20 protein-coding genes are annotated in these 23,686 nt (G+C 59.9%); 13 read left to right on the top strand and 7 right to left on the bottom strand.

All coding sequences use genetic code 11. The features are described from left to right. Positions 1-28: 28 nt before the first annotated feature. The 3 genes from AC3IX4_RS19450 to AC3IX4_RS19440 form a co-directional block, all read right to left on the bottom strand. Positions 29-676 (bottom strand): DUF2589 domain-containing protein, encoded by a 648-nt coding sequence (locus tag AC3IX4_RS19450; RefSeq protein WP_489257029.1) that lies wholly within the window; start codon positions 674-676, stop codon positions 29-31. A gap of 231 nt (positions 677-907) precedes the next feature. After that, entirely contained in the window at positions 908-1,276 is a 369-nt protein-coding gene (locus AC3IX4_RS19445) for a Mor transcription activator family protein (RefSeq protein ID WP_489257028.1), read from the bottom strand. Between the two features lie 284 nt (positions 1,277-1,560). After that, positions 1,561-2,019 carry a hypothetical protein gene (locus AC3IX4_RS19440; protein WP_489257027.1) on the bottom strand — a complete coding sequence of 153 codons (459 nt, stop codon included), beginning with the start codon at positions 2,017-2,019 and terminating at the stop codon, positions 1,561-1,563. Between the two features lie 128 nt (positions 2,020-2,147). Here AC3IX4_RS19440 and AC3IX4_RS19435 point away from each other — a divergent pair, with 128 nt between their 5' ends. Beyond that, the gene (locus AC3IX4_RS19435; protein ID WP_489257026.1) at positions 2,148-2,336 is read left to right on the top strand and encodes a hypothetical protein; all 189 of its coding nucleotides are present in this window, start codon (positions 2,148-2,150) and stop codon (positions 2,334-2,336) included. A gap of 33 nt (positions 2,337-2,369) precedes the next feature. On the opposite strand, the gene AC3IX4_RS19430 is transcribed toward AC3IX4_RS19435, so the two are convergent. Continuing rightward, positions 2,370-2,636, bottom strand: a complete 267-nt coding sequence (locus tag AC3IX4_RS19430; protein ID WP_489261321.1) for a fe2+ zn2+ uptake regulation protein — start codon at positions 2,634-2,636, stop codon at positions 2,370-2,372. Here AC3IX4_RS19430 and AC3IX4_RS19425 point away from each other — a divergent pair, their 5' ends adjacent. Next, complete coding sequence (locus AC3IX4_RS19425) at positions 2,637-2,879, top strand: PepSY domain-containing protein (protein ID WP_489261320.1); 243 nt, start codon at positions 2,637-2,639, stop codon at positions 2,877-2,879. A gap of 52 nt (positions 2,880-2,931) precedes the next feature. On the opposite strand, the gene AC3IX4_RS19420 is transcribed toward AC3IX4_RS19425, so the two are convergent. From AC3IX4_RS19420 to AC3IX4_RS19410, 3 genes are all read right to left on the bottom strand, one after another. Beyond that, on the bottom strand, positions 2,932-3,660 hold the full coding sequence (locus tag AC3IX4_RS19420) for an aspartate/glutamate racemase family protein (RefSeq protein ID WP_489257025.1): 729 nt from the start codon (positions 3,658-3,660) through the stop codon (positions 2,932-2,934). Positions 3,661-3,713: 53 nt separating this feature from the next. Further along, complete coding sequence (locus AC3IX4_RS19415) at positions 3,714-5,246, bottom strand: NCS1 family nucleobase:cation symporter-1 (RefSeq protein ID WP_489257024.1); 1,533 nt, start codon at positions 5,244-5,246, stop codon at positions 3,714-3,716. A gap of 460 nt (positions 5,247-5,706) precedes the next feature. Continuing rightward, on the bottom strand, positions 5,707-6,024 hold the full coding sequence (locus tag AC3IX4_RS19410; RefSeq protein ID WP_489257023.1) for an ElaB/YgaM/YqjD family protein: 318 nt from the start codon (positions 6,022-6,024) through the stop codon (positions 5,707-5,709). A gap of 136 nt (positions 6,025-6,160) precedes the next feature. On the opposite strand from AC3IX4_RS19410, the gene AC3IX4_RS19405 reads away from it, so the two are divergent. The 11 genes from AC3IX4_RS19405 (at position 6,161) to nspC (ending at position 23,665) form a co-directional block, all read left to right on the top strand. Further along, positions 6,161-6,415, top strand: coding sequence for a hypothetical protein (locus AC3IX4_RS19405; RefSeq protein WP_489257022.1), 255 nt, complete (start codon positions 6,161-6,163; stop codon positions 6,413-6,415). A 191-nt stretch (positions 6,416-6,606) separates the two neighbouring features. Continuing rightward, the gene (locus AC3IX4_RS19400; protein ID WP_489257021.1) at positions 6,607-7,884 is read left to right on the top strand and encodes a serine/threonine transporter; all 1,278 of its coding nucleotides are present in this window, start codon (positions 6,607-6,609) and stop codon (positions 7,882-7,884) included. 335 nt (positions 7,885-8,219) lie between these two features. Beyond that, a complete protein-coding gene (locus tag AC3IX4_RS19395) occupies positions 8,220-8,495 on the top strand; it encodes a DUF1652 domain-containing protein (protein ID WP_489257020.1) in 276 nt (91 codons plus the stop codon). Between the two features lie 126 nt (positions 8,496-8,621). Beyond that, positions 8,622-9,122: a thiol peroxidase gene (tpx, locus tag AC3IX4_RS19390; RefSeq protein WP_489257019.1), complete on the top strand. Its 501-nt coding sequence runs from the start codon at positions 8,622-8,624 to the stop codon at positions 9,120-9,122. Positions 9,123-9,316: 194 nt separating this feature from the next. Further along, positions 9,317-10,642 carry an MdtA/MuxA family multidrug efflux RND transporter periplasmic adaptor subunit gene (locus AC3IX4_RS19385; RefSeq protein ID WP_489257018.1) on the top strand — a complete coding sequence of 442 codons (1,326 nt, stop codon included), beginning with the start codon at positions 9,317-9,319 and terminating at the stop codon, positions 10,640-10,642. Next, the gene (locus tag AC3IX4_RS19380) at positions 10,639-13,740 is read left to right on the top strand and encodes an MdtB/MuxB family multidrug efflux RND transporter permease subunit (RefSeq protein ID WP_489257017.1); all 3,102 of its coding nucleotides are present in this window, start codon (positions 10,639-10,641) and stop codon (positions 13,738-13,740) included. The genes AC3IX4_RS19385 and AC3IX4_RS19380 overlap by 4 nt, the downstream gene beginning before the upstream one ends. Further along, positions 13,737-16,844 carry an efflux RND transporter permease subunit gene (locus AC3IX4_RS19375; protein ID WP_489257016.1) on the top strand — a complete coding sequence of 1,036 codons (3,108 nt, stop codon included), beginning with the start codon at positions 13,737-13,739 and terminating at the stop codon, positions 16,842-16,844. Before AC3IX4_RS19380 ends, AC3IX4_RS19375 begins: the two co-directional genes overlap by 4 nt. Next, positions 16,841-18,331 carry an efflux transporter outer membrane subunit gene (locus AC3IX4_RS19370; protein ID WP_489257015.1) on the top strand — a complete coding sequence of 497 codons (1,491 nt, stop codon included), beginning with the start codon at positions 16,841-16,843 and terminating at the stop codon, positions 18,329-18,331. The genes AC3IX4_RS19375 and AC3IX4_RS19370 overlap by 4 nt, the downstream gene beginning before the upstream one ends. A 122-nt stretch (positions 18,332-18,453) precedes the next feature. Further along, positions 18,454-20,532: a putative bifunctional diguanylate cyclase/phosphodiesterase gene (locus AC3IX4_RS19365; protein ID WP_489257014.1), complete on the top strand. Its 2,079-nt coding sequence runs from the start codon at positions 18,454-18,456 to the stop codon at positions 20,530-20,532. Between the two features lie 165 nt (positions 20,533-20,697). After that, on the top strand, positions 20,698-22,398 hold the full coding sequence (locus AC3IX4_RS19360; RefSeq protein ID WP_489257013.1) for an amidase: 1,701 nt from the start codon (positions 20,698-20,700) through the stop codon (positions 22,396-22,398). Between the two features lie 169 nt (positions 22,399-22,567). Continuing rightward, a complete protein-coding gene (nspC, locus tag AC3IX4_RS19355; protein WP_489261319.1) occupies positions 22,568-23,665 on the top strand; it encodes a carboxynorspermidine decarboxylase in 1,098 nt (365 codons plus the stop codon). The last annotated feature ends 21 nt before the right edge of the window (positions 23,666-23,686 follow it).

Here is a 23,686-nt window from a genome sequence, read left to right as displayed (position 1 = left end):
ATTGAACAGGGCGGGGTGAAGGTGGAGGTCAGGAAGAGGCTGCCGGTTGCTCTTGGTCGGGCATCGGCAGCGCCGACGGCGGTAAGGCTTCGGTGTTTTGCGGCGCGGCATCTTTCATGATGGTCGGCTTGGTGGCGGCGTCGGTCAAAAACTCGATCACTCGCTGCAAGGCTTCCGGTGGGTCCTGGCGTACGACGCGGGTATTGAAGGCGTATCGGGCGCGGGTGTCGGTCTTGCGGGTCTGGCTGGATTTATGGCTGACCTGACCCTTGACCGAAACACGCACCGGGCCCCAGCCCAACGATGCCTGGAACGAGGCTTCGCCTGCGGTTTCAGACATGCTCTCGGCTTGTTGGCTGATGGTCAGCTCAAACTCGATATTGCCTTCTTCGATGCAAATGTTGGGGTGAGTAATCGCCGCCAATAGCGGGATCTGCATTTTCTTGGAGACAGTGCCTTTATAGACACCTTGCTCATCGGTGATGGTTTCATCGTAATCGAACTGGATCGCGACAGCTTTGCCATCCTGGATACACACGCCCATCAGGAAGTCGGCGTATGACTTGCTCGCCGAAATCTGCGCCGTGATCATCGCTTGCAGTGGGCCGCCGATCATGCGATCCAGCGGTAATGCGTTCATGACCGAGCCGATCAAGCCGTTATCGATTGTTGCCATGGGAGATGTCCTTGTCTGTGTCTGAGAATTCAGCCAGCGCATGATCAAGCATCGAGAGAGGGACTATCAGCAGGAAGGGATCACCCAGGCAATCGCTCAGCGCACATGCAAAATGAAAGCAGAACCCCAACATCGATTGTTCGCGAGCATTGGGGCAGTCGCACCGTTGCGCTGATCGGTAGCGAGCGTTACTGCGCAAGGCTTCACGCAGTAACACAGCGCTCAGACAGCCTACGCCAGCCTGCGGATATTCCCGATCTGACGCAAACTAAGCCCGTACTTGTCTGCCAGTACACTTCGTGAATAGCCGTCGGAGCTCTCCTGTTGAATTTGCTGATTTCGCAGTTGCCGGAAAAAGTGATCGGCCTTGGGGATTTCCAGTGCCATTCCGGCGCAGCGCTTGATCAGGGCCTTGAGTTCGTCCTGGGGCAGGATTTCGGCCAGGGAGGTGCGCTCAGCGTGTTTGGGGATGTACTTGGGGCGCCCGCCATAGATGCAGGTCAGGCGGTAGGCATGTTCCAGGCCGATACAGTCGACCAGCATTTGCAGAGTGTGCGGGAGTTGGGAGATATCGACTCGCTTGAGGTCTGTGACGTCCATGTTGACTTCCTGTATCGATGATTGGCCTGCAAACGGTTTCGCGCCGCGGGCGTGGTTGCCTCCACCCTCAAAAACAGGCTGAGGCCCTGAGTCGATTCTCGACCAAGCCCTGTTTGCAGATCTAGGCTGCAAGCGACTTGCGGTGAGTAGCCGTTTTGGCATTCAGCCGGTAGGCAATGTGCAAAGTGCGCGAAGTCCCTGGGTGCTGATTGGCGGCGCAAGCCTTGGTTTTATTGATAGGGGAAATTTTTCCTGCATGTGCGGGTAGGCAAAGTTTGAAGGGCTCATGTGCAGGGTTTGGTCAGTAGCAGGCTGGCCTGGCTGAGTGCCGTCGCATCATGGCTGTTAGCGCCTTCGGCCACCGATCGCCAGTCGACCCAAATGCAAATAGCCGTTAACGGTTGATCGTGATGCTGGCCGACGATTTGCGGGGTGAAATCGTGCCGGTAGCGGGCCTGCGTGCGTTTGAGGGGGGTCACGTTTTGAGCCTGGCCCAGTGTGGTTGCCACCAGGGCAGGCAGCTCATGGGAGGCTGTGCTGAAAAACGGCTGGTTGGACGTCGATGTGAAATGGCCCGCCTGACGAGTGCGCTGCCAAAGCTGCTGCCACTGGCTGGCGCTGGCATTGGCTGCCAGCGTTGCTGCAAAGGCAGATAAAGTGTCGGGGTCGACGGATTCGGTTTGCATGGCCTGCGCTGGGCTGATCAGCAGGGCCAAAACAGCGGCCATTAAGTGTCTGGGCATGGGTGGACTCCTTCAGGGTTTGAAGAAGCATGTTTGCATGCTTGAAATGTTGCCCTACAGCCGGAAAGGATTCAGTGGCAAGGCTCAGGTAATATGTGCGTTTTGAATCGTCAAGCAGGAAACCCTTAATGAATCAGTCTCAACGCCTGAAATACTCCATCCTCATCTCCCTGATCGTACTGGGGATGATGTTCGGGCTCTCCTATCTGCAGACCGCGGGTGTGATCAGCGAAAAAGTTTTCCAGTACATTGCCATTGGCGTGGCGATAGTGGTGGTGGTCATCAACGGCATCATGCGGCGTAAAGTGAAGCCTTGAGCCGCCTCGTCGAAGGCGGCTCGGGTGATGCGCTCAGCTGGCATCCAGCATCGCCCGCGCTTGCGGGTTGAGGCTGTAGGCCTTGTCGTTGCCCAGGCTGATGACGCCTTCGGCGCTGAGTCGCTTGAGCGCTTCACGCACGCTTAGAAATGACACCGGGATGTCCAGCTCCGCCAACTGACTATGAACGCCACGCACGCCAATCGAGCGGCCCTCCCGAGAGGCGTGCAGCAGTGCATCGATGACCTTCAGGCGGATCAGGCTGGTGCGTAAGCCAAAATGCTTGAGTAATTCCCTGATCTGTACATTGGTGCGGCGGTCGGAGGCGCGGGCGTGGTGTTGGCCGATGAGCCGGGTGCCGGCTGGATTTCTATCGAGAAGGCGATTGAAGCGGCCAAATCCAAGGGCTACGTCACGATTCATGGAATCGAAGCGGACCACAATGGCTATTGGAAGGGCGAGGGGAAGAAGGCCGACGGTTTGAGATACGAATTTCGGATTGATGGCCAGTCGGGCAATGTTTTGCGCGACCAGAAAGACTGAGCCTTGAGTGATTCGCGCGTAGCCTGGCTACGCGCGAATGGGCGAGCGCCGATCAGCGCCCGAAGCGATTAGCCCAACCCAGGATTTGCTTGGGACGCGGTTGAGCGTAGGTCCTGACCTTGGAGGTCGAAAGCCCCAGGCGCACCAGTGATTCGGCGAGCATCACGGCAGCCGTGACCCCATCGACCACGGGCACACCCGTACGCTCGCGGATCTTCTCGTCCAGTCCCGCCATGCCGCCGCAGCCCAGGCAAATGACTTCGGCACGATCCTCTTTGACCGCAAGCTCGGCCTGAGTGACGATCGCTTCCACGGCCCGTTGCGGATCCTCTTCAAGCTCAAGCACGGCCAGCCCGCTGGCCCGCACCGAAGCGCAGCGCTGCGAGAGCCCGGCCAGCATGAGCCGGTCTTCGATCAAGGGAACAGTGCGATCCAGCGTGGTGACCACCGAATAGGCATGGCCCAGCAGCATCGCCAGGCTGGCGCCGGCTTCAGTGATGTCCACCACCGGTACGTTGAGCAGCTCCTGGAGCCCTTCACGACCGTGTTCGCCATAGCCCGCCTGGATGACCGCATCGAAAGGTTCGTCGTAGGACATTACCCGGTCCATGACCGCGATGGCGGCCAGGTAGCTTTCGAAATTGCCTTCTACGGACTCGGCGCCAAAATGCGGTGTCAGGCCGATGATTTCAGTGCCGGGAGCGGCTACGCGACGGGCTTGCTCGGCGATAGCCTGAGTGATCGATTCGGTGGTGTTGACGTTAACGACCAGAATTCTCATGCAAATGATCCTTTACAAACAAGTAAGCCAGGGCCCGAGGGCCCTGGCACGTATCAGTGGGCGGCGTTGGCGACTGCGATGGATTCGCCGTCCAGCTCTTCAAAGGCGCGGCGACGGTCAGCGATGCTGTAGTAGATCGCCCCGGCGATGCCAGCGCCAAACAACCAGGAGAAGGGGGACACCTGCTCGAACATCGGCATCAGCGCCAGGGCAATGGCAATCACGGCAGCGGGAACAAAGGCGGCAACGGCCCGCAGATTCACGCCGCGGCAGTAGTAGTACGCGCCATTGGGGTCTTCGGTGTAAAGCTGGGGTACGTTGACCCGGCCTTTGCGCACCAGCCAGTAGTCAACGGTGATGATGCCATACAGTGGGCCGAGCAGGGCGCCCAGGCCCGAGAGGAAGTAGACGATCACCAGTGGGCTGTTGTAGAGGTTCCACGGCAGGATCAGCACGCCGATCATGGCGCTGATCAGGCCGGCACGCTTGAAGCTCAGGACGCGTGGTGCCAGGTTGCTCAACACGAACGCCGGGGCCACGAAGTTGGCCATGATGTTCACTGCCACTGTTACGATTAGAAACGCCAGGCATCCCAGGGCCAGCATGAACGTGTTGGGGATGGCGCGGATAATGTCGGTCGGGCTTTCGATCATCTGCCCGTTGAGGGAGAACTGAGCACCGCACAACATCACGGTAATGGTGGCAAACACCAGGATATTGACTGGCAGGCCCCAGAAGTTCCCAATCCGGATGGTCTTGCGGCACGGCGAGGAGCGGGCGAAGTCACAGAAGTTGAGAATCAGCGTGCCGTAGATCGCAAGCCACAGTGCACCGCCTGCGAGAATGCTGCGCCACATGGCTGCCCCGGTCAGCGGGTCGCGGCTGGCCCAAGTGATGTTCCCATCGACCTTGAAGTACATCCAGGCTGCCAGGCTTGCGACCGTCAAAAGGATAACGGGGCCGGCGAAGCCTTCGTAGCGGCGGACCATTTCCATGCCATAAGCCATGATCACCAGTTGCACCAGCCAGATGCTGACGAAGCAGGCCCAACCCAGGCTGGATAGGCCCAGAATGGAGTCATGGTCAAAGGCGCCCAAGCTTGGCGCCACCGCGGTCACCAGTACTCGCAACACCACAGAGGCCAGGTAAGTCTGGATACCGAACCATGCAATGGCAATGACCGCACGGATCAGGGCGGGGATTTGCGCGCCATGGATGCCGAAACTGATGCGACTCATCACCGGGAAGGGCACGCCCGTCTTTTGGCCCATGTAGCCGGACAGGTTCATGAACAAGTACACAAGCATCGCGCCAATGGCGAGTGACATGACGATCTGCCAGCCACCCAGCCCCATGGCATACAAGCCCATTGCGAACGAATAGTTTGCAATGTTGTGTACATCATTGGTCCAGAGTGCGAACAGGCTGTAGAAGCCCCATCGTCTTCCTTCCGCTTTGGTAGGTGCCAGGTCGTTGTTGTGCAGCCGCGGGCTCAACGGCAAGGCCGCCTGGCGAGAGCTGACAGGAGAGGGGGTGAGAGCGGTGGTATTGCCTACAAGTGAAGTCGCAGAACTTTGTATGGGCATGCCGGCTGGCTCCTGATCCCTGCTGTCACCGAAGCAGGGGTTTGTCGATTTGGCCCTTGCTTACCCGCACTGAACGTGAAGGCAGCAAAGCATTTGTATTTATTGTGGTTGGATTATGTATACAAAACGCTCATCGACTAAAGCCATATGTGTGCCAGTTTCAATCACCCACAAATGTCACTAGCTTTTGATTTTTAAGTAATTTTTCTTAAGTGACTAAATTTAAAGAGTTTTAAGCTGATTACTTGATCAGGAATAAATTTTTGAAGGCGAATCTGGCCATGTAGTGCCGATCCATTTTTACTCCAAGAGCACCATAATGGTGCGTTAAATGTTACTTTTGTATGCAAATAGCTTGTTACGGGTGCGCGCTCACACCCTCAATAAGTGTGTAGGCGCATAGGTAGGCTTGATTTAGAGCGGTGCAAGCGGCAAAAGCCGCTCGCAAGGAGGGTAACGCTTAGTTTCGACGGCCCAGCAGCAGGCCAACCACCAGCCCGAAACCTGCCGAAATGGCGACGGTTTGCCAAGGGTGCCCACCTATGTAGTCCTGGGTGGCGGTGACTACAGGTTGAGCGCGGGCGCCCAGGTTTGAAGCCGATTCGCGGACTTGCTTGAGTTTCAGGGCCATCTGTTCGCGCAGGGTCTCGGCTTCATCTCCGACCAGCGAGGCGCTGTCCTTGAGCAGTTTTTCCGACTCCTCGATCAGCGCCTGCAATTCGCTGAAGGCCTGGTCTTTCATTTGATCTTCCATTGCTGCAACCGATTTCCTGGCCATGCTGAAACTCCCGTGGGTTATGAAAGGTACTGTTCAGTGGAAAGCGCGGGGGGAAGAAAGTTGCGTTGCCTTGGGGCATGGAAATGGCCGACGACAGTGTAAGATATCGCCCAATTACCAGTAACAGGTGTTACCGATGAGCTTCAATCTGGCCAACAAGAGCCTCGCAGAGCGGGCGACGATCGAAGACGAGAAGTCCCGTCTGTTCGAGCTATGGCAAACCAACCTGGGCAAGGCCAAGGGCGATGCGGCGCGATTGATCGGCGAGAAGGCCAAGCGCAAGGGCAAATGGGCTGAGTGGGTGCGTACCGAGCTGGATGCCATGTCGCCGCCTGAATACGCCAACATGGTCCGCAGTGAAGTCAATAGGCTGATGGCAGCTGCGCGCTGAAAAAAAGCGCTCGGTGCGCCCATGTGTGCGATCAGCGCACGTTCCGACGCGACCGCTCCTCAGCCAAGCCTTTAATTTTGTTACATAATCCCGGACAATCGCGCCCCTCTTCAGGGTGGGGGCTTGATTGTTACGGTTTGTGACCGCTCCCGGCCCTGGTGGCAATGACCGGCAAGCGGAGATTCGACCGGATGAATGAGCAAGCCCAAAGCGTTGAACAACGCTTTGAAGCCACACCTGCGCAGCTGAGTGCCTGGAGTCGTCATGACACCACCTGGATGCTGGGCCTGTTTGGTACCGCCATCGGTGCCGGTACGTTGTTTCTTCCCATCAATGCGGGTTTGGGCGGTTTCTGGCCGCTGATGATCCTGGCGCTGCTGGCGTTCCCCATGACCTATTACGCACATCGTGGCCTGACCCGCTTTGTGTTGTCTGGGCGTGAAGGTGCTGATATCACCGAGGTTGTAGAGGAGCATTTCGGCATCAAGGCCGGCGCGCTGATCACCTTGCTGTATTTCTTTGCGATCTTCCCCATCCTGCTTATTTATAGCGTTGCCCTGACCAACACGGTCGGCAGCTTCATGGAGCATCAACTGCACATCCAGCCCCCGCCGCGTGCGCTGCTGGCCTTTGTGCTGATCCTGGGCCTGTTGGCTGTGGTTCGTTGCGGGGAAACGGTCATCGTCAAGGCCATGAGCATGATGGTCTATCCCTTCATCGTGGCCTTGCTGTTTCTGGCGGTGTACCTGGTGCCACACTGGACCGGCGGCATTCTGGCCACCGCCAGCACTGTGCCATCGTCCTCGGCGCTGCTGCATACCTTGTGGTTGGCGATTCCGGTCATGGTGTTCTCCTTCAACCATTCGCCCATCATCTCGGCGTTTGCGGTGGATCAGAAGCGCCGCTACGGTGAGCATGCCGAGCAGCGCAGCAGCCAGATCCTGGGCCGGGCCCACGGCCTGATGGTGGTCATGGTGCTGTTTTTTGTGTTCAGTTGCGTGTTGACCCTCTCGCCTGCGCAACTGGCTGAAGCCAAGGCTCAGAACCTGTCGATCCTCTCGTACCTGGCTAACCATTTCAGCAATCCGACCATCGCTTTTGCCGCACCCTTGATTGCCTTCGTGGCCATTGCCAAATCGTTCTTGGGTCATTACATCGGCGCCAGCGAAGGCCTCAAGGGCCTGGTGCTCAAGAGCGGCAAACGCCCATCGGCCAAAGTCCTGGACCGCTGGACCGCAGGCTTTATGCTGGTGGTGTGCTGGGCGGTGGCAACCTTGAACCCGAACATTCTCACCATGATTGAGGCGCTCGGCGGCCCGATCATTGCGGTGTTGCTGTTCCTGATGCCGATGTACGCCATCCGCAAGGTGCCAGCGATGAAGCAGTACGCGGGGCCTATGTCGAACCTGTTCGTGGTCGTCATCGGGTTGATCGCCCTTTCTGCGTTGATCTACTCCCTGTCTGCCTGACCGAAACAGCGGCGATCTGGAATTACCTCTCGCGGGTAGGAGCAGAGCTTGCTCGCGATGAATGCGCCGCTGTTTTACAGGTAGACCGCGTCGATCTCATCGCGAGCTAGCTCTGCTCCTACAGAAAACGACGGGCGGTTTGGTCTGTCGGGATGGGCGTTCGACGGAACTGTCTTGGCTGAATCGTTTAATTCTTTGCATGATGGCTTGCAGTAATCACGATATTTCTTTTGATTGAATCAATCATCCCAACGGGTATTGGCGAGCCCGTTTGGGCAGGTATATACAGAGAGACGACATCCCCTTTACTGTCTCTCTGCCTGAGGAAGTGAACCATGATGTGCCTGGGTCTTTGTTCGCTCGAACTTCGCAATATCATCGAATGCGCATTTCTGCCGCGACACTGCACTTGTGAGGTCGGCCCGAATGAGACGCTCACCGTCCAGATTTCGGACCCTGTGACTGGCCGCGTCCAGTTGCGAGCCGAGGGTATTTCCACCGATCGCCTGGCCAGCAGTCGCGATATTTCCGACTTGATCGCTGAATTGCGCGTGCGCCTGGAACACCCCAGGATGCCTGCGCGTGAGCTGCTGCGTGCCACCGGCCGCTGATCGACAGCGCCGCGCAAAGCCCACATTGCCTCGTGTTCAACAAATTATTCCGCTCCCATAGGTGGGGCGGAATAATTTGTGTTTAACTTCCGATCCCTTACAAAAACCTTCACAAGGATTTCGTTCATGGCTCAAGTGACTCTTAAAGGCACTCCGGTTCAGGTCAATGGTCAATTGCCACAGCCCGGCGCCAAGGCGCCTGCGTTTTCGCTGGTGGGCGCAGGCCTGGCCGACGTGTCGCTGGAGAATTTTGCCGGCAAGCGCAAAGTGCTGAACATTTTCCCAAGCGTAGACACCCCGACCTGCGCGACTTCGGTTCGTACGTTCAATGTCAAGGCCAATGAGTTGAACAACACCGTCGTGCTGTGCATCTCGGCTGACCTGCCGTTCGCCCAGGCGCGCTTCTGCGGTGCCGAAGGCCTGGACAACGTTCAAAACCTGTCCACCCTGCGTGGCAGTGAGTTCATCGAAAACTACGGTGTTGCCATTGCTGACGGCCCACTGAAAGGTCTGACTGCCCGTGCGGTGGTGGTACTGGACGAGAACAACACTGTGCTGCACAGCGAGCTGGTGTCGGAAATCGGCCAAGAGCCGAACTACGATGAAGCGATCGCCGTTCTGAAGTAAGGCTTCGCGAAAGGGCTACAGAGCCCTTGAAGTGATACAAGTTGTGGCGGCCTGGCATTGTCCAGGCCGTTTTTATTTGTAGTTCAGATGCTTAGCCTGCGTCAGCAATACGTAAATTGCCGGTAAAGGCGCTTTGCTAATCCCGCCCAACTGCTTATCGTTCAGCCTCCCCCAGAAAAAGCCTCTCGCGCACAATGGTTGACCCTTCCATGCAATCGTCCGGTACCCGAAAATTCCCTCGCTGGCTGTTTGGCCTGCTGATCCTGTTGATTGTGGCTGCCGTGTGCTGGTGGTTTTGGCCGGCTTCCAAGGCCACCCAGTCATCTACCTCTGCTGCATCGTCCGCGGCACCCTCCCATCGGGCCGGTGGTTCGGGCAGAGGCCCAGGCGCCGGTGGTCGTCCTGGTTTCGGCGGCTTTGCCGGCGCAGTCCCTGTGCGCGTGGCAGCAGCCACCCAGGGGGACTTTCCGGTGTATTACAAGGCGTTGGGAACCGTTACCGCCACCAATACGGTCAACGTGCGTAGCCGGGTAGCAGGGGAGCTGGTCAAGGTAGCCTTCCAGGAAGGTCAGATGGTCAAGGCGGGGGACTTGCTGGTCGAGATTGACCCACGCAGCTATCAGATAGCCCTGCAACAGGCTGAAGGCACGCTGCTGCAAAACCAGGCGCAGCTGAAAAACGCCCAGTTGGACCTTGAGCGCTATCGCGGCCTGTATGCCGAAGACAGCATTGCCAAACAGACCCTGGATACCCAGGCCGCCCTGGTCAGTCAGTTCCAAGGCACGATCAAGACCAACCAGGCCGCGGTAGGCGATGCCAAGCTTAACCTTGAGTTCACCCGTATTCGCGCGCCGATCTCCGGGCGTGTGGGCTTGCGTCAGCTGGATGTCGGCAACCTGGTCGCCGCCAACGATGCGACCGCACTGGTTGTCATCACGCAGGTCCAGCCGATTACGGTCAGTTTTACCTTGCCCGAAGCCAGCCTGAGCCCGGTGCTGGCGCGTTATCGCAGCGGTGCCGCTCTGCCAGTGGAGGCTTGGGATCGCGGTGATCTGAAGCAGCAGGCCAGCGGCGTGCTGCGCAGCATCGACAACCAGATTGACACCACCACCGGTACGCTGAAATTCAAGGCGCGCTTTGAGAACAAGGACGAAGCACTGTTCCCCAACCAGTTCGTCAACGTCAAACTGCTGGCCGACACCCTCAAGGGCGTGGTGCTGGCCCCAACGGCGGCGATCCAGTTCGGTAACGATGGCACCTTCGCCTATGTGATGGACGGCGAGAAGAAGGTCAAGATTCGCAAGCTGACCGTGGGTGCCAGCGATGGCGTTCACACCGTCATCACTCAGGGCCTGGCTGCAGGTGATCGCCTGGTGCTGGAAGGCACCGACCGCCTGCGCGATGGCAGTGATGTCGAGATCGTCAACGATAGCTCCGAAGTGCCCTCAACCCCTGGCCAGCATTTGCAAGGGCAGGGCGACTCAGCGGCAGTGACGAAACAGGACAAGGCGGGCGCATGAATCTCTCGCGGCTGTTCATCCTGCGCCCGGTGGCGACCACGCTCAGTATGCTGGCCATTGTCCTGGCCGGCCTGATTGGCTATCGGCTGTTGCCCGTCTCGGCCTTGCCCCAGGTCGATTACCCGACCATTCGGGTCATGACGCTTTATCCTGGCGCGAGCCCGGAAGTGATGACCAGCGCCGTCACCGCACCCCTTGAGCGCCAGTTCGGGCAAATGCCCGGCCTGACGCAAATGGCCTCCACCAGCTCCGGTGGTGCTTCGGTGCTGACCCTGCGCTTCAGCCTGGACATCAATATGGATGTGGCCGAGCAGCAAGTGCAGGCCGCCATCAATGCCGCGAGCAACTTGTTGCCCAGCGACCTGCCGGCACCGCCGGTGTACAACAAGGTCAACCCGGCGGATACGCCGGTGCTCACCGTCGCCATCAGCTCCAAGACCATGCCGTTGCCCAAGCTCAACGATCTGGTCGACACCCGCATGGCCCAGAAAATCGCCCAGATCAGCGGCGTGGGCATGGTCAGCATTGCCGGTGGCCAACGCCAGGCCGTGCGGATCAAGGTCAACCCCGACGCATTGGCGGCCAATGGCCTGAACCTTTCCGATGTACGCACCTTGATCGGTGCCTCCAACGTTAACCAGCCCAAGGGCAATTTCGACGGCCCGACCCGGGTCTCGATGCTCGATGCCAACGATCAGCTGCGTTCCCCCGAGGAATACGCCAACCTGATCCTGGCCTATAAAAACGGTGCGCCACTGCGCCTGAAGGACGTCGCGCAAATCGTCGATGGCGCCGAAAACGAACGCCTGGCGGCGTGGGCCAACCAGAACCAGGCTGTACTGCTCAATATTCAGCGCCAGCCGGGGGCCAACGTCATCGAGGTGGTCGACCGCATCAAGGCGCTACTGCCCTCGATCACCGATAACCTGCCTGCCGGGCTGGATGTCACGGTACTGACCGACCGCACCCAGACCATTCGTGCCTCGGTCAAGGATGTGCAGCATGAGCTGTTGATCGCCATTGCCCTGGTGGTGATGGTGACCTTTCTGTTCCTGCGCAGGTTCAGCGCCACGATCATTCCGTCGATTGCCGTGCCGCTGTCATTGGTCGGCACCTTCGGGGTCATGTACCTGGCCGGGTTTTCGGTCAACAACCTGACCTTGATGGCCTTGACCATCGCTACAGGTTTTGTGGTCGATGACGCCATTGTCATGCTGGAGAACATTTCCAGGCATATCGAGGAGGGCGAAACACCGCTGCAAGCCGCACTCAAGGGTGCCCGGCAGATAGGTTTCACCCTTATCTCGCTGACCTTCTCGTTGATTGCGGTGCTCATCCCGCTGTTGTTCATGGCCGATGTGGTCGGCCGGTTGTTCCGCGAATTCGCCATTACCCTGGCCGTGGCCATCCTGATTTCCCTGGTGGTGTCGCTGACCCTGACGCCGATGATGTGCGCACGCTTGCTCAAGCGTGAGCCCAAAGAAGCCGAGCAGAGTCGTTTCTACCGTGCCAGCGGCGCCTGGATCGACTGGATGATCCAAGCCTACGGGCGCAAGTTGCAGTGGGTTCTCAAGCACCAGCCGCTGACCCTGCTGGTGGCCGTTGCGACGCTTGGGCTGACGGTGATTTTGTACATGGTCGTGCCCAAGGGCTTCTTTCCGGTGCAGGACACCGGCGTTATCCAGGGCATTTCAGAAGCACCGCAATCGGTGTCGTTCGCGGCCATGAGCGAGCGTCAACAGGCATTGGCCAAGGTTATCCTGCAAGACCCGGCCGTGGTCAGCCTGTCATCCTACATCGGCGTGGATGGCGACAACGCCACGCTCAACAGCGGCCGCTTCCTGATCAACCTCAAGCCTCATGCCGAACGCGACCTGACCGCTACGCAGATCATTGCCCGACTGCAGCCGGAGGTCGACAAGCTGGTAGGGGTGCGCCTGTTCATGCAGCCGGTGCAGGACCTGACCATTGAAGACCGGGTCAGTCGCACCCAGTATCAGTTCAGCCTGTCGTCACCGGATGCCGACCTGCTCGCCCTGTGGAGCGGCAAGCTGGCCGATGCCCTGGCGCAACGCCCGGAACTCACTGATGTGGCCAGCGACCTGCAAGACAAGGGCCTGCAGGTGTACCTGGCCATTGATCGGGACGCCGCCAGCCGTCTGGGCGTGCAGGTGTCCGATATCACCAATGCCCTGTACGACGCCTTTGGCCAACGACAGATTTCCACCATCTACACCCAGGCCAGCCAGTACCGCGTGGTGCTACAGGCGGCCGCATCGACCACGCTTGGCGCCCAGGCGCTGGAGCAGATTCATGTCAAGACCACCGATGGCGGCCAGGTGCGGCTGTCGAGCCTGGCGCGGATCGAGCAAAAGCAGGCGCAGTTGGCGATTGCCCATATCGGCCAGTTCCCGGCCGTGATGATGTCGTTCAACCTGGCGCCCGGCGTGGCACTGGGGCAAGCCGTTGAGGCCATCGAGCAGGTGCAGCAGGACATTGGCATGCCCGTGGGTGTACAGACCCGCTTCCAGGGCGCCGCCGAAGCCTTCCAGGCGTCGCTGTCGAGCACGTTGCTGCTGATATTGGCGGCGGTGGTGACCATGTACATCGTGCTGGGGGTGCTCTACGAGAGCTATATCCACCCGGTGACGATCCTTTCGACCCTGCCATCGGCGGCGGTGGGCGCCTTGTTGGCCCTGCTGATCAGTGGCAACGACCTGGGAATGATCGCGATTATCGGGATTATCCTGCTGATCGGTATCGTCAAGAAAAACGCGATCATGATGATCGACTTTGCCCTGGAGGCCGAACGCACGCGTGGGCTGGACCCGCAGACGGCCATCTATGAGGCGGCTTTGCTGCGCTTCCGGCCCATTCTGATGACCACCCTGGCGGCCTTGTTCGGTGCCGTGCCGTTGATGCTCGCCACCGGTTCCGGTGCTGAACTGCGCCAACCCCTGGGCCTGGTCATGGTCGGCGGCCTGCTGGTCAGCCAGGTGCTGACGCTGTTCACCACCCCGGTCATCTATCTGTACTTTGACCGACTCGGGCGGCGCTGGGGGCGTCAGTCACAGAGCAACGAACAGGCATCGGCATGAATCTCTCCGGCCCGTTTATCCGTCGCCCGGTGGCGACCATGCTGCTGAGCCTGGCGATCCTGCTATTGGGCGGGGTGAGTTTCAATCTGTTGCCGGTGGCGCCGTTGCCGCAGATGGACTTCCCAGTCATCGTGGTTTCGGCCAGCTTGCCCGGTGCAAGCCCCGAAGTCATGGCCTCCAGCGTCGCCACACCGCTGGAGCGCGCATTCGGCAATATCGCCGGGGTCACGACCATGAGCAGCCGTTCCAGCCAGGGTTCGACGCGGGTCAACCTGCAGTTCGACCTGGGCCGGGACATCAACGGTGCCGCCCGCGAGGTACAGGCCGCCATCAATGCCTCGCGCAACCTGCTGCCCAGTGGGATGCGCAGCATGCCCACCTACAAGAAAATCAACCCGTCCCAGGCACCGATCATGGTGCTGTCGCTGACGTCCGATGTCTTGAAAAAAGGTCAATTGTACGATTTGGCCTCGACCATTTTGTCCCAGAGCCTGTCCCAAGTGCCGGGCGTGGGCGAGGTGCAGATCGGTGGCAGTTCGTTACCCGCGGTGCGCATCGAGCTGGAGCCGCAACTGCTCAACCAGTACGGTGTTTCGCTGGATGAAGTTCGCCAGACCATTGCCGATTCCAATGTGCGCAGGCCCAAGGGCTTTGTCGAAGACGCCGAGCGCAGTTGGCAGGTGCAGGCCAATGACCAGTTGGAAAAGGCCAAGGACTACGAACCGCTGGTGATTCGCTACACCGACGGCTCGGTGTTGCGACTGAGCCACGTGGCCAAGGTCAGCGATGCAGTGGAAGACCGCTACAACGCCGGGTTCTTCAATGACCAGGACGCGGTGCTGCTGGTGATCAACCGCCAGACGGGCGCCAACATCATCGAGACCGTGGCCCAGATCAAGGCGCAATTGCCGGCCCTTGAAGCGGTGCTGCCGGCCAGCGTCAAGCTGGACCTCGCCATGGACCGCTCGCCGGTGATCAAGGCCACCTTGCACGAAGCCGAGCAGACGCTGCTGATCGCCGTGGCGCTGGTGATCCTGGTGGTGTTCCTGTTCCTGGGCAATTTCCGAGCGTCGTTGATACCGAGCCTGGCCGTACCGGTGTCGCTGGTCGGCACCTTTGCGGTGATGTACTTGTGCGGGTTCTCCTTGAACAACCTGTCGCTGATGGCGCTGATCCTGGCCACGGGGCTTGTGGTGGACGATGCCATCGTGGTGCTGGAGAACATTTCCCGGCACATCGACAAAGGCATCGAGCCCATGCGCGCGGCGTATCTGGGCGCCAAGGAGGTGGGGTTCACGCTGTTGTCGATGAACGTGTCGTTGGTGGCGGTGTTTGTCTCCATCCTGTTCATGGGCGGCATCGTCGAAAGCCTGTTTCGCGAATTTTCCATCACCATGGCGGCGGCGATCATCGTCTCGCTGGTGGTGTCGTTGACCCTGACCCCGATGCTCTGCGCACGCTGGCTCAAGCCTCATGTGCCGGGCACCGAGAACCGCTTGCAGCAATGGAGCCGTACTCTCAACGAACGCATGATGCGCGCCTACGATCACAGCCTGGGTTGGGTGTTGGAACACCGGCGCTTGACCCTGTTCACCCTGCTGGTCACCGTCGTGGTCAACGTCGCCCTCTATGTCGTCGTGCCCAAGACCTTCATGCCCCAGCAGGACACCGGCCAGTTGATAGGCTTTGCCCGCGGTGACGACGGGCTGTCATTCACGGTGATGCAGCCAAAAATGGAAATCTACCGCAAGGCCATCCTCAAAGACCCTGCGGTGGAAAGCGTTGCCGGCTTCATTGGGGGTAGCAGCGGTACCAATAACGCGTTCATCCTGGTGCGGCTCAAACCCATCAAGGAACGCAAGATGTCGGCGCAGAAGGTGATCGAACGCCTGCGTGACTCGATGCCCAAGGTGCCGGGGGGGCGGTTGTTCCTCATGGCCGACCAGGACTTGCAGTTTGGCGGTGGCCGCGAGCAAAGCACTTCGCAGTTCCAGTACATCCTGCAAAGCGGTGACCTGGCCTCCCTGAGGCTCTGGTACCCGAAAGTGGTCGCGGCGCTTAAAGCATTGCCGGAGTTGGCGGCCATCGATGCCCGTGAGGGTGGCGGCACCCAGCAAGTCACCCTGGTGGTGGATCGCGATCAGGCCAAGCGCCTGGGTATCGACATGAGCATGGTGACAACCGTGCTCAACAACGCCTACAGCCAGCGGCAGATTTCGACCATCTACGACAGCCTGAACCAGTATCAGGTGGTGATGGAAATCAACCCCAAATACGCCCAGGACCCGCAGACCCTGGAACAGGTGCAGGTGATTACCGCGGATGGCGCCAGGGTGCCGTTATCGACCTTTGCCCGCTACGAAAACAGCTTGGCCAATGACCGCGTCAGCCATGAAGGCCAGTTCGCGTCCGAAAGCATCAACTTCGACCTGGCCGAGGGCGTCAGCCTGGACAAGGCCATGGTCGCGGTGGAGCGTGCCATTGCCCAGGTGGGTTTGCCCGAAGAAGTGATCGCCAAGGTCGCCGGCACCAGCGATGCGTTCGCCGCCACCCAGAAAAGCCAGCCGTTCATGATCCTCGGTGCCTTGCTGGTGGTCTATCTGGTGCTGGGCATCCTGTATGAAAGCTATATCCATCCTTTGACCATCCTTTCGACCTTGCCGTCCGCCGGAGTGGGGGCCTTGCTGACCCTCTATGTGCTGGGCAGCGAATTCAGCCTGATTTCGTTGCTGGGATTGTTCCTGCTGATTGGGGTGGTCAAGAAAAACGCCATCCTGATGATCGACCTGGCGCTGCAACTGGAACGTCACGACGGCCTTTCGCCGTTAGAGTCGATCCGCCAAGCCTGCCTGTTGCGTCTGCGACCGATCCTGATGACCACCCTGGCGGCCATCCTGGGCGCCTTGCCGCTGCTGCTCAGCAGCGCCGAGGGCGCCGAAATGCGCAGGCCATTGGGCTTGACCATTATCGGCGGCCTGGTCTTCAGCCAAGTCCTGACCCTTTACACCACCCCCGTCGTGTACCTCTACCTCGACCGCCTGCGCCATCGTTTCAATCTTTGGCGTGGCGTGCGCACCGATGCTTCTCTGGAAACCCCGCTATGACCGAACGCCTGCCTTCTGTAGCCAGCCAGCCCCTGCAGCGCTTGTTCTGCGCCCGTGGCTCGCGCCTGTTGAGTCTGAGCCTGAGCGTGCTGATGCTCAGCGCCTGCGCCATCGGCCCGGATTACCAGCGCCCTGAAGTCACCACGCCCGCGCAGTTCAAGCAGGCCGAAGGCTGGCGCCAGGCCCAGCCGGCCGACTCACTGGCCCGCGGTGCCTGGTGGGAGCTGTATGGCGATGCCCAGCTCAATGGCCTTATCGAACAGCTCAACAGCGCCAACCAGACGGTCGCACAGTCAGAAGCCCAATACCGCCAGGCCCAGGCGCTGGTGCGCAGCGCTCGCGGGGCGTTCTGGCCTACCGTGGATCTGAGTGCGGGCAAAACCCGTTCAAGCCAGGGGACCGGCAGTAGCAGTTCGAGCCTGAGCAGCTCCAGCAGTGGCATCCAAAATACCTACAGCACCCAGTTGGGGGTCAGTTGGGAGGCCGATATCTGGGGCAAGCTGCGTCGGGGCCTTGAGGCCGACAAGGCCAGCGCCCAGGCCAGCCTTGCGGATTTGGCCGCCGTGCGCCTGAGCCTGCAGTCGGAGCTGGTGCAGAACTACCTGCAGCTGCGGGTGATGGACGAACAGACGCGCCTGCTCGAAGCCACCGTGCAGGCGTACCAGCGTTCCTTGACGATGACCCAGAACCAGTACAAAGCGGGTGTGGCCGGCAAAGATGCAGTGGCCCAGGCACAAACCCAGCTCAAGAGCACCCAGGCTGACTTGATCGACTTGGTCTGGCAACGGGCGCAGCTGGAAAACGCCATCGCCGTCCTGTTGGGCAAGGCGCCGGCCGATTTCAGCCTGGTGGCGCGTGAAGACATCCCGGCCTTGCCGCAGATTCCGCTGGCGCTGCCTTCGCAGTTGCTCGAGCGTCGACCGGATATCGCCGCGGCCGAGCGTTCGATGATGGCGGCCAACGCTGATATCGGCGTGGCCAAGACCGCCTATTTCCCAGACCTGACCTTGAGCCTGAGCGGTGGTTACAGCAGTAGCACCTTCCAGAACCTGATCAGCCTGCCGAACCGCTTCTGGTCGGTCGGCCCGCAGTTGGCAATGACCTTGTTCGATGGCGGCCAGCGCTCGGCCGAAGTCGACCGTACCGAGGCCGCCTACGATCAGACCGTGGCCCAATACCGCCAGACGGTGCTGGATGGGTTTCGTGAGGTCGAGGATTACCTGGTGCAACTGAAGGTTTACGAGCAGGAGGCGGGTATTCGCCAGGAGGCGCTGGACGCGGCCCGTGAATCCCTGCGCCTGACCAACAACCAATACAAGGCGGGCCTGATCGCTTACCTGGATGTGGTCAATGTGCAGACCACTGCGCTCTCCAATGAGCGCAATGTATTGACCTTGCTGCAAGGCCGGTTGATTGCCAGCGTGCAGTTGATTGCGGCATTGGGTGGCGGCTGGGAGGCTGAAACTGCGTTCGCCAAGCAAGACTGAGGGCGAGAATTCCGGGTGATGGCCAAATGAGATTTACGTGCGTTTCCTGAAAGCTTGAGTACAATTATTGCCTTATCTCTGGCATGGATTGCCGTTCGACGTTTTTTCCCGCGGAATGCCTCATGCTGATCGGCAGCTACTCTCCCTCATTGGTTTTTATCTCTCTGTGCGTGGCTATCCTGGCCTCGTATACCGCTCTGGATCTGACCGGGCGTATCGCCACCGCGAGCGGGCGAGCCGTCCAGTTGTGGACCGCTGGCGGCGCCTTGGCGATGGGCGTGGGCGTCTGGTCAATGCACTTTATCGGCATGCTGGCCTTCCGTTTGCCGTTCGAGCTCGGATACGACCTGACCCTGACCCTGTTGTCCTTGCTGATCGCCGTGATGTCCTGCGGGTTTGCCTTGTGGCTGGTCAATCAACCCAAGTTGCCGGTAGCCCAGTTGGGGTTTGGCGCCTTGATCATGGGCACCGGCATCAGCTCGATGCACTACACCGGCATGGCGGCGCTGCAGATGCAGCCCGGCATCGAGTATGACCCCGCGCTGTTCGTGGCTTCGCTGCTGATAGCCGGCGGTGCCTCCGCGGTGGCGCTGTGGATCGCATCGAGGCTGCGCAAGCAGATGCCTTATGTGCGGCTGGTGCGGGGCGGGGCAGCGGTGATCATGGGCGTGGCCATTGTCGGCATGCACTACACTGGCATGGCGGCGGCCCAGTTCCCCGAGGGCAGCTTTTGTGGCGCGGGCTTGAGTGGCTTGAGCGGCGACGGCCTGGACTATCTGGTGTTGATCACCAGCCTTTCGGTGTTGTTGATCGCCTTGCTCACCTCCGTGTTGGATGCGCGTCTTGAAGTGCGCACCGCCGCCTTGGCCAACTCCCTGACATTGGCCAATCAGGAACTGACCAAGCTGGCGCTGCATGACACCTTGACCGGGCTGCCCAACCGCACCCTGCTGGCTGACCGCATCGATCAGGCCATCCACAAGGCTGACGAGGCGGGCGGCTGCTTTGCCTTGATGTTTATCGACCTGGATGGCTTCAAACCGGTCAACGACGCGTTTGGCCATCATATGGGCGATGAACTGTTGCGAGCGGTTGCTGCGCGGCTTCGCGAACACCTGCGTGGTCTCGATACCCTGGCGCGCATCGGCGGCGATGAATTCGTCCTGCTGGTTCGCATGGACGAGCCCAACGACGCGCCAAGCCTTGCCGCCAACCAGGTCAATCTGGTCTCGCAGCCCTTTCAGGTCGGCGAGCACAAGCTGCAAGTCTCGGCCAGCATCGGCATTGCCTTGTACCCTGGCAATGGCACCGACCAGCACGAACTGCTGATGAACGCCGATGCCGCCATGTATCACGCCAAGAGCGCGGGCAAGAACGGCTACAGTTTTTTCGATGGTTCCATGAACACCAATGCGCGCAAGCAGTTGCAGCTGTTGCAGGATTTGCGCGCCGCCGAATCGCTAAACCAATTGCGGCTGCATTACCAACCCAAGTTCGATGCCCTGAGCGGCCAGCCGATCGGCGCCGAAGCCTTGCTGCGTTGGGAGCACCCGACACTGGGGCTGTTGCAGCCGGACAAGTTCATCGTGCTGGCCGAGAAAACCGGATTGATCATCCCCATCGGCGATTGGGTGCTTAATGAGGCCTGCCGGCAAATGCGCATCTGGGTCGACCAAGGCTATGGTCATTGGCGCATCGCCGTTAATCTGTCGGCCTTGCAGTTCTGCCACATCGGCCTGGTCGACGGCGTGGCCAACGCGCTGGCGACGCATGGCTTGCGGGCCAACAGCCTGACCCTGGAGATCACCGAGTCCACCGCCATGAGCGATGCGGACGCCAGCATGACGGTGCTGCAGCGCCTGTCGGAAATGGGCGTGGACCTCTCCATCGATGACTTCGGCACCGGTTACTCTAGCCTGATGTACCTCAAGCGCTTGCCGGCCAACGAACTGAAAATAGACCGCGGCTTTGTGCGAGACCTGGAACAGGACAGCGACGATGCCGCCATCGTCTCGGCCATCGTCGCCCTGGGTCAGGCCCTGGGCCTGCGTATTGTTGCCGAAGGGGTCGAGACCGACCGTCAGCAAAGCTTTCTTACCGAGCTGGGTTGCAACTCGCTGCAGGGTTACCTGTTGGGGCACCCGCTGCCCGCTGGGAGTTTCATGGAGCGGATTCGTCAGGGCGAAGGGGTGATGGCTTGACAGGCCGTAGGAGCAGACCTTGGTCGCGATGGCATCACCGCGGTTCATCGTGAACATCTCGGTTCCTCGCGGACACCACCGATACCACGGGCACCGCGGTGATGCCATCGCGACCAAGGTCTGCTCCTGCAGAACGAGAATCAATATGAATACCCAGGCAACCGCATGATTGAAGTCACCGAAGTCTCCATTGCCCAGCTACGCGCTGCGCTCGAATCCGGCCAGGTCACGGCGCTCGAGCTTGCCCAGGCCTATCTTGCCCGGATCGACGGCTATGACGGCGCCGACACGTCCACTGCACTTAATGCGGTCGTGGTGCGCAACCCCGATGCACTTGAGGAGGCGCGGGCCTCGGATGCTCGTCGTGCCAAGGGCCAGGCGTTGGGCCCGCTTGATGGCATTCCCTACACAGCCAAGGACAGTTATCTGGTCAAAGGGCTGACGGCCGCCTCGGGCAGCCCCGCCTTCGCCAACCTGATCGCTTACCGCGATGCTTTCACCATCGAACGGCTTCGCGCCGCCGGGGCGATCTGCCTGGGCAAGACCAATATGCCGCCCATGGCCAACGGCGGTATGCAGCGTGGGGTGTATGGTCGTGCAGAGAGCCCGTACAACGCAGACTTTCTCACGGCGCCTTTTGCTTCAGGTTCTTCCAATGGTGCAGGGACCGCAACGGCCGCCAGCTTCGCAGCCTTTGGCCTGGCGGAGGAAACCTGGTCGAGCGGCAGGGGCCCTGCCTCGAACAATGGCCTGTGTGCCTATACCCCATCGCGCGGCGTGATATCGGTGCGCGGCAATTGGCCGCTGACACCGACCATGGACGTGGTGGTGCCGTTTGCCAGAACCATGGCGGACTTGCTGCAAGTGCTCGATGTGGTGGTGGCGGAAGATCCCGACACCCGCGGCGACTTGTGGCGGTTGCAGCCCTGGGTTCCCATTCCCAGCGTCGCTTCAGTGCGGCCGGCTTCCTATCCTGCGCTTGCCGCCGACTCATCTGCCTTGGCGGGCAAGCGTTTCGGCATACCGCGCATGTACATCAATGCCGACCCGCAAGCGGGCACGGCCGATGAGCCGGGCATTGGCGGCCCCACCGGCCAACGCATCATCACCCGTGACTCGGTCATAGGGCTGTGGGAAGCGGCGCGCAAGGCACTTGAAGGTGCTGGCGCTGAAGTCATCGAGGTCGATTTCCCGTTGGTGTCCAATTGCGAGGGTGATCGTCCCGGTGCACCTACGGTGTTTAATCGCGGAATTGTTTCCAAAGAATTCCTTCATCATGAGCTGTGGGATCTGACCGCCTGGGCGTTCGACGATTTCCTGCAAGCCAATGGCGACCCCAAGCTCAACCGTCTGGTTGATGTGGAGGGGGCAAAGATCTTCCCTCATGATCCTGGTACGTTACCGAATCGGGAAGGCGACCTGGCCGCTGGCATGGATGAATATGTGCGCATGGCCGAGCGCGGCATCACGCCCTGGAACGAAATCGCTACGCTGCCGGATGGCCTTCGAGGGCTTGAGCACACGCGCAAGATCGACCTTGAAGACTGGATGGAACGCTTGGGTCTCGATGCCGTGTTGTTCCCGACGGTCGCCGATGTGGCCCCGGCCAATGCCGATATTGACCCGGCGGCTGCCGATATTGCCTGGAGCAATGGGGTATGGGTCGCCAATGGCAACCTTGCCATCCGTCACCTGGGCGTTCCTACCGTCACCGTGCCGATGGGCATCATGCCGGACATCGGTATGCCAGTGGGGCTAACCTTCGCAGGCCGTGCCTACGACGATTCGTCGCTGTTGACCTATGCCTCGGCGTTCGAGTCGACAGGTTCCAGGCGCATGATCCCACCGCGCACCCCGCCCCTGTAGGAGCCGACTTTAGTCGCGATGGCATCTCCGCGGTTTGCCTGATGCACCGCGGTGCGGCCATCGCAGCCAAGGCTGGCTCCTACAGAAATGCGCTTTGTGCTTCCGATCTGTAGTAAGTGCGGGCACAATGCGTGTCCTTTTTTTGGCTGGCCAGGCCTGGGGCCTCGAAATGATCAAAACGCCGTACTACCTCATCGATAAACAGAAGCTTCTGACCAACCTGCAGAAGATCGCCTACGTGCGCGAACAGTCGGGCGCCAAGGCCCTGCTGGCGCTCAAATGCTTCGCCACCTGGTCGGTGTTCGACCTGATGGAGCAATACATGGACGGCACCACGTCCTCGTCGCTCTATGAGCTCAAGCTCGGTCGCCAGAAGTTCGCCGGCGAGACCCACGCCTACAGCGTGGCCTGGGCCGACGATGAAATCGAAGAGATGCTCGAGAATTGCGACAAGATCATCTTCAACTCTATCGGGCAGTTGCAGCGCTACACCGAAGCCTCCCAGGGCAAAGTGCGCGGTCTGCGGGTCAACCCGCAAGTGAGCAGTTCCGATTACCTGCTGGCCGACCCGGCGCGCCCGTTCAGCCGCCTGGGCGAGTGGGACCCGGTTAAAGTCGAGCAGGTCATCGAGCAGATCTCGGGCTTCATGTTCCACAACAATTGCGAGAACGGTGATTTCGACCTGTTCGACAAGATGCTGTGCACCATCGAAGAGCGCTTTGGTCATCTGTTGCACAAGGTCGAGTGGGTCAGCCTGGGTGGCGGTATCCATTTCACCGGCGAAGGCTATGCATTGGACGCATTCTGCGAGCGCCTCAAGGGCTTTTCGCAGAAGTACGGCGTGCAGGTTTACCTGGAACCGGGCGAAGCGGCGATCACCCAGAGCGCATCGCTGGAAGTCACCGTGCTCGATACCCTCTACAACGGCAAGCACCTGGCCGTGGTCGACAGCTCCATCGAGGCGCACATGCTCGATCTGCTGATCTATCGCCTGAACGCCAAGCTTGCGCCAAGCGCCGGTGAGCACACCTACATGGTCTGCGGCAAATCCTGCCTGGCCGGGGATATCTTCGGTGAGTATCAATTCGATCGTCCGCTGGCGATCGGTGACCGGCTGTCGTTCATCGACGCAGCGGGTTACACCATGGTCAAGAAAAACTGGTTCAACGGCTTGAAAATGCCGTCCATCGTGGTGAAGCAGCTCGACGGCAGCGTCGAGGTGGTTCGTGAATTTGGCTACAACGACTACATGTCCAGCCTGTCGTAAGCTGGCAGAGCAGAGAAGGAG

It is taken from the genome of Pseudomonas sp. KH_021 (assembly GCF_057838865.1).
Note: the sequence above shows the minus strand (reverse complement) of the source record. Positions and strands in the feature narration are given on the sequence as shown.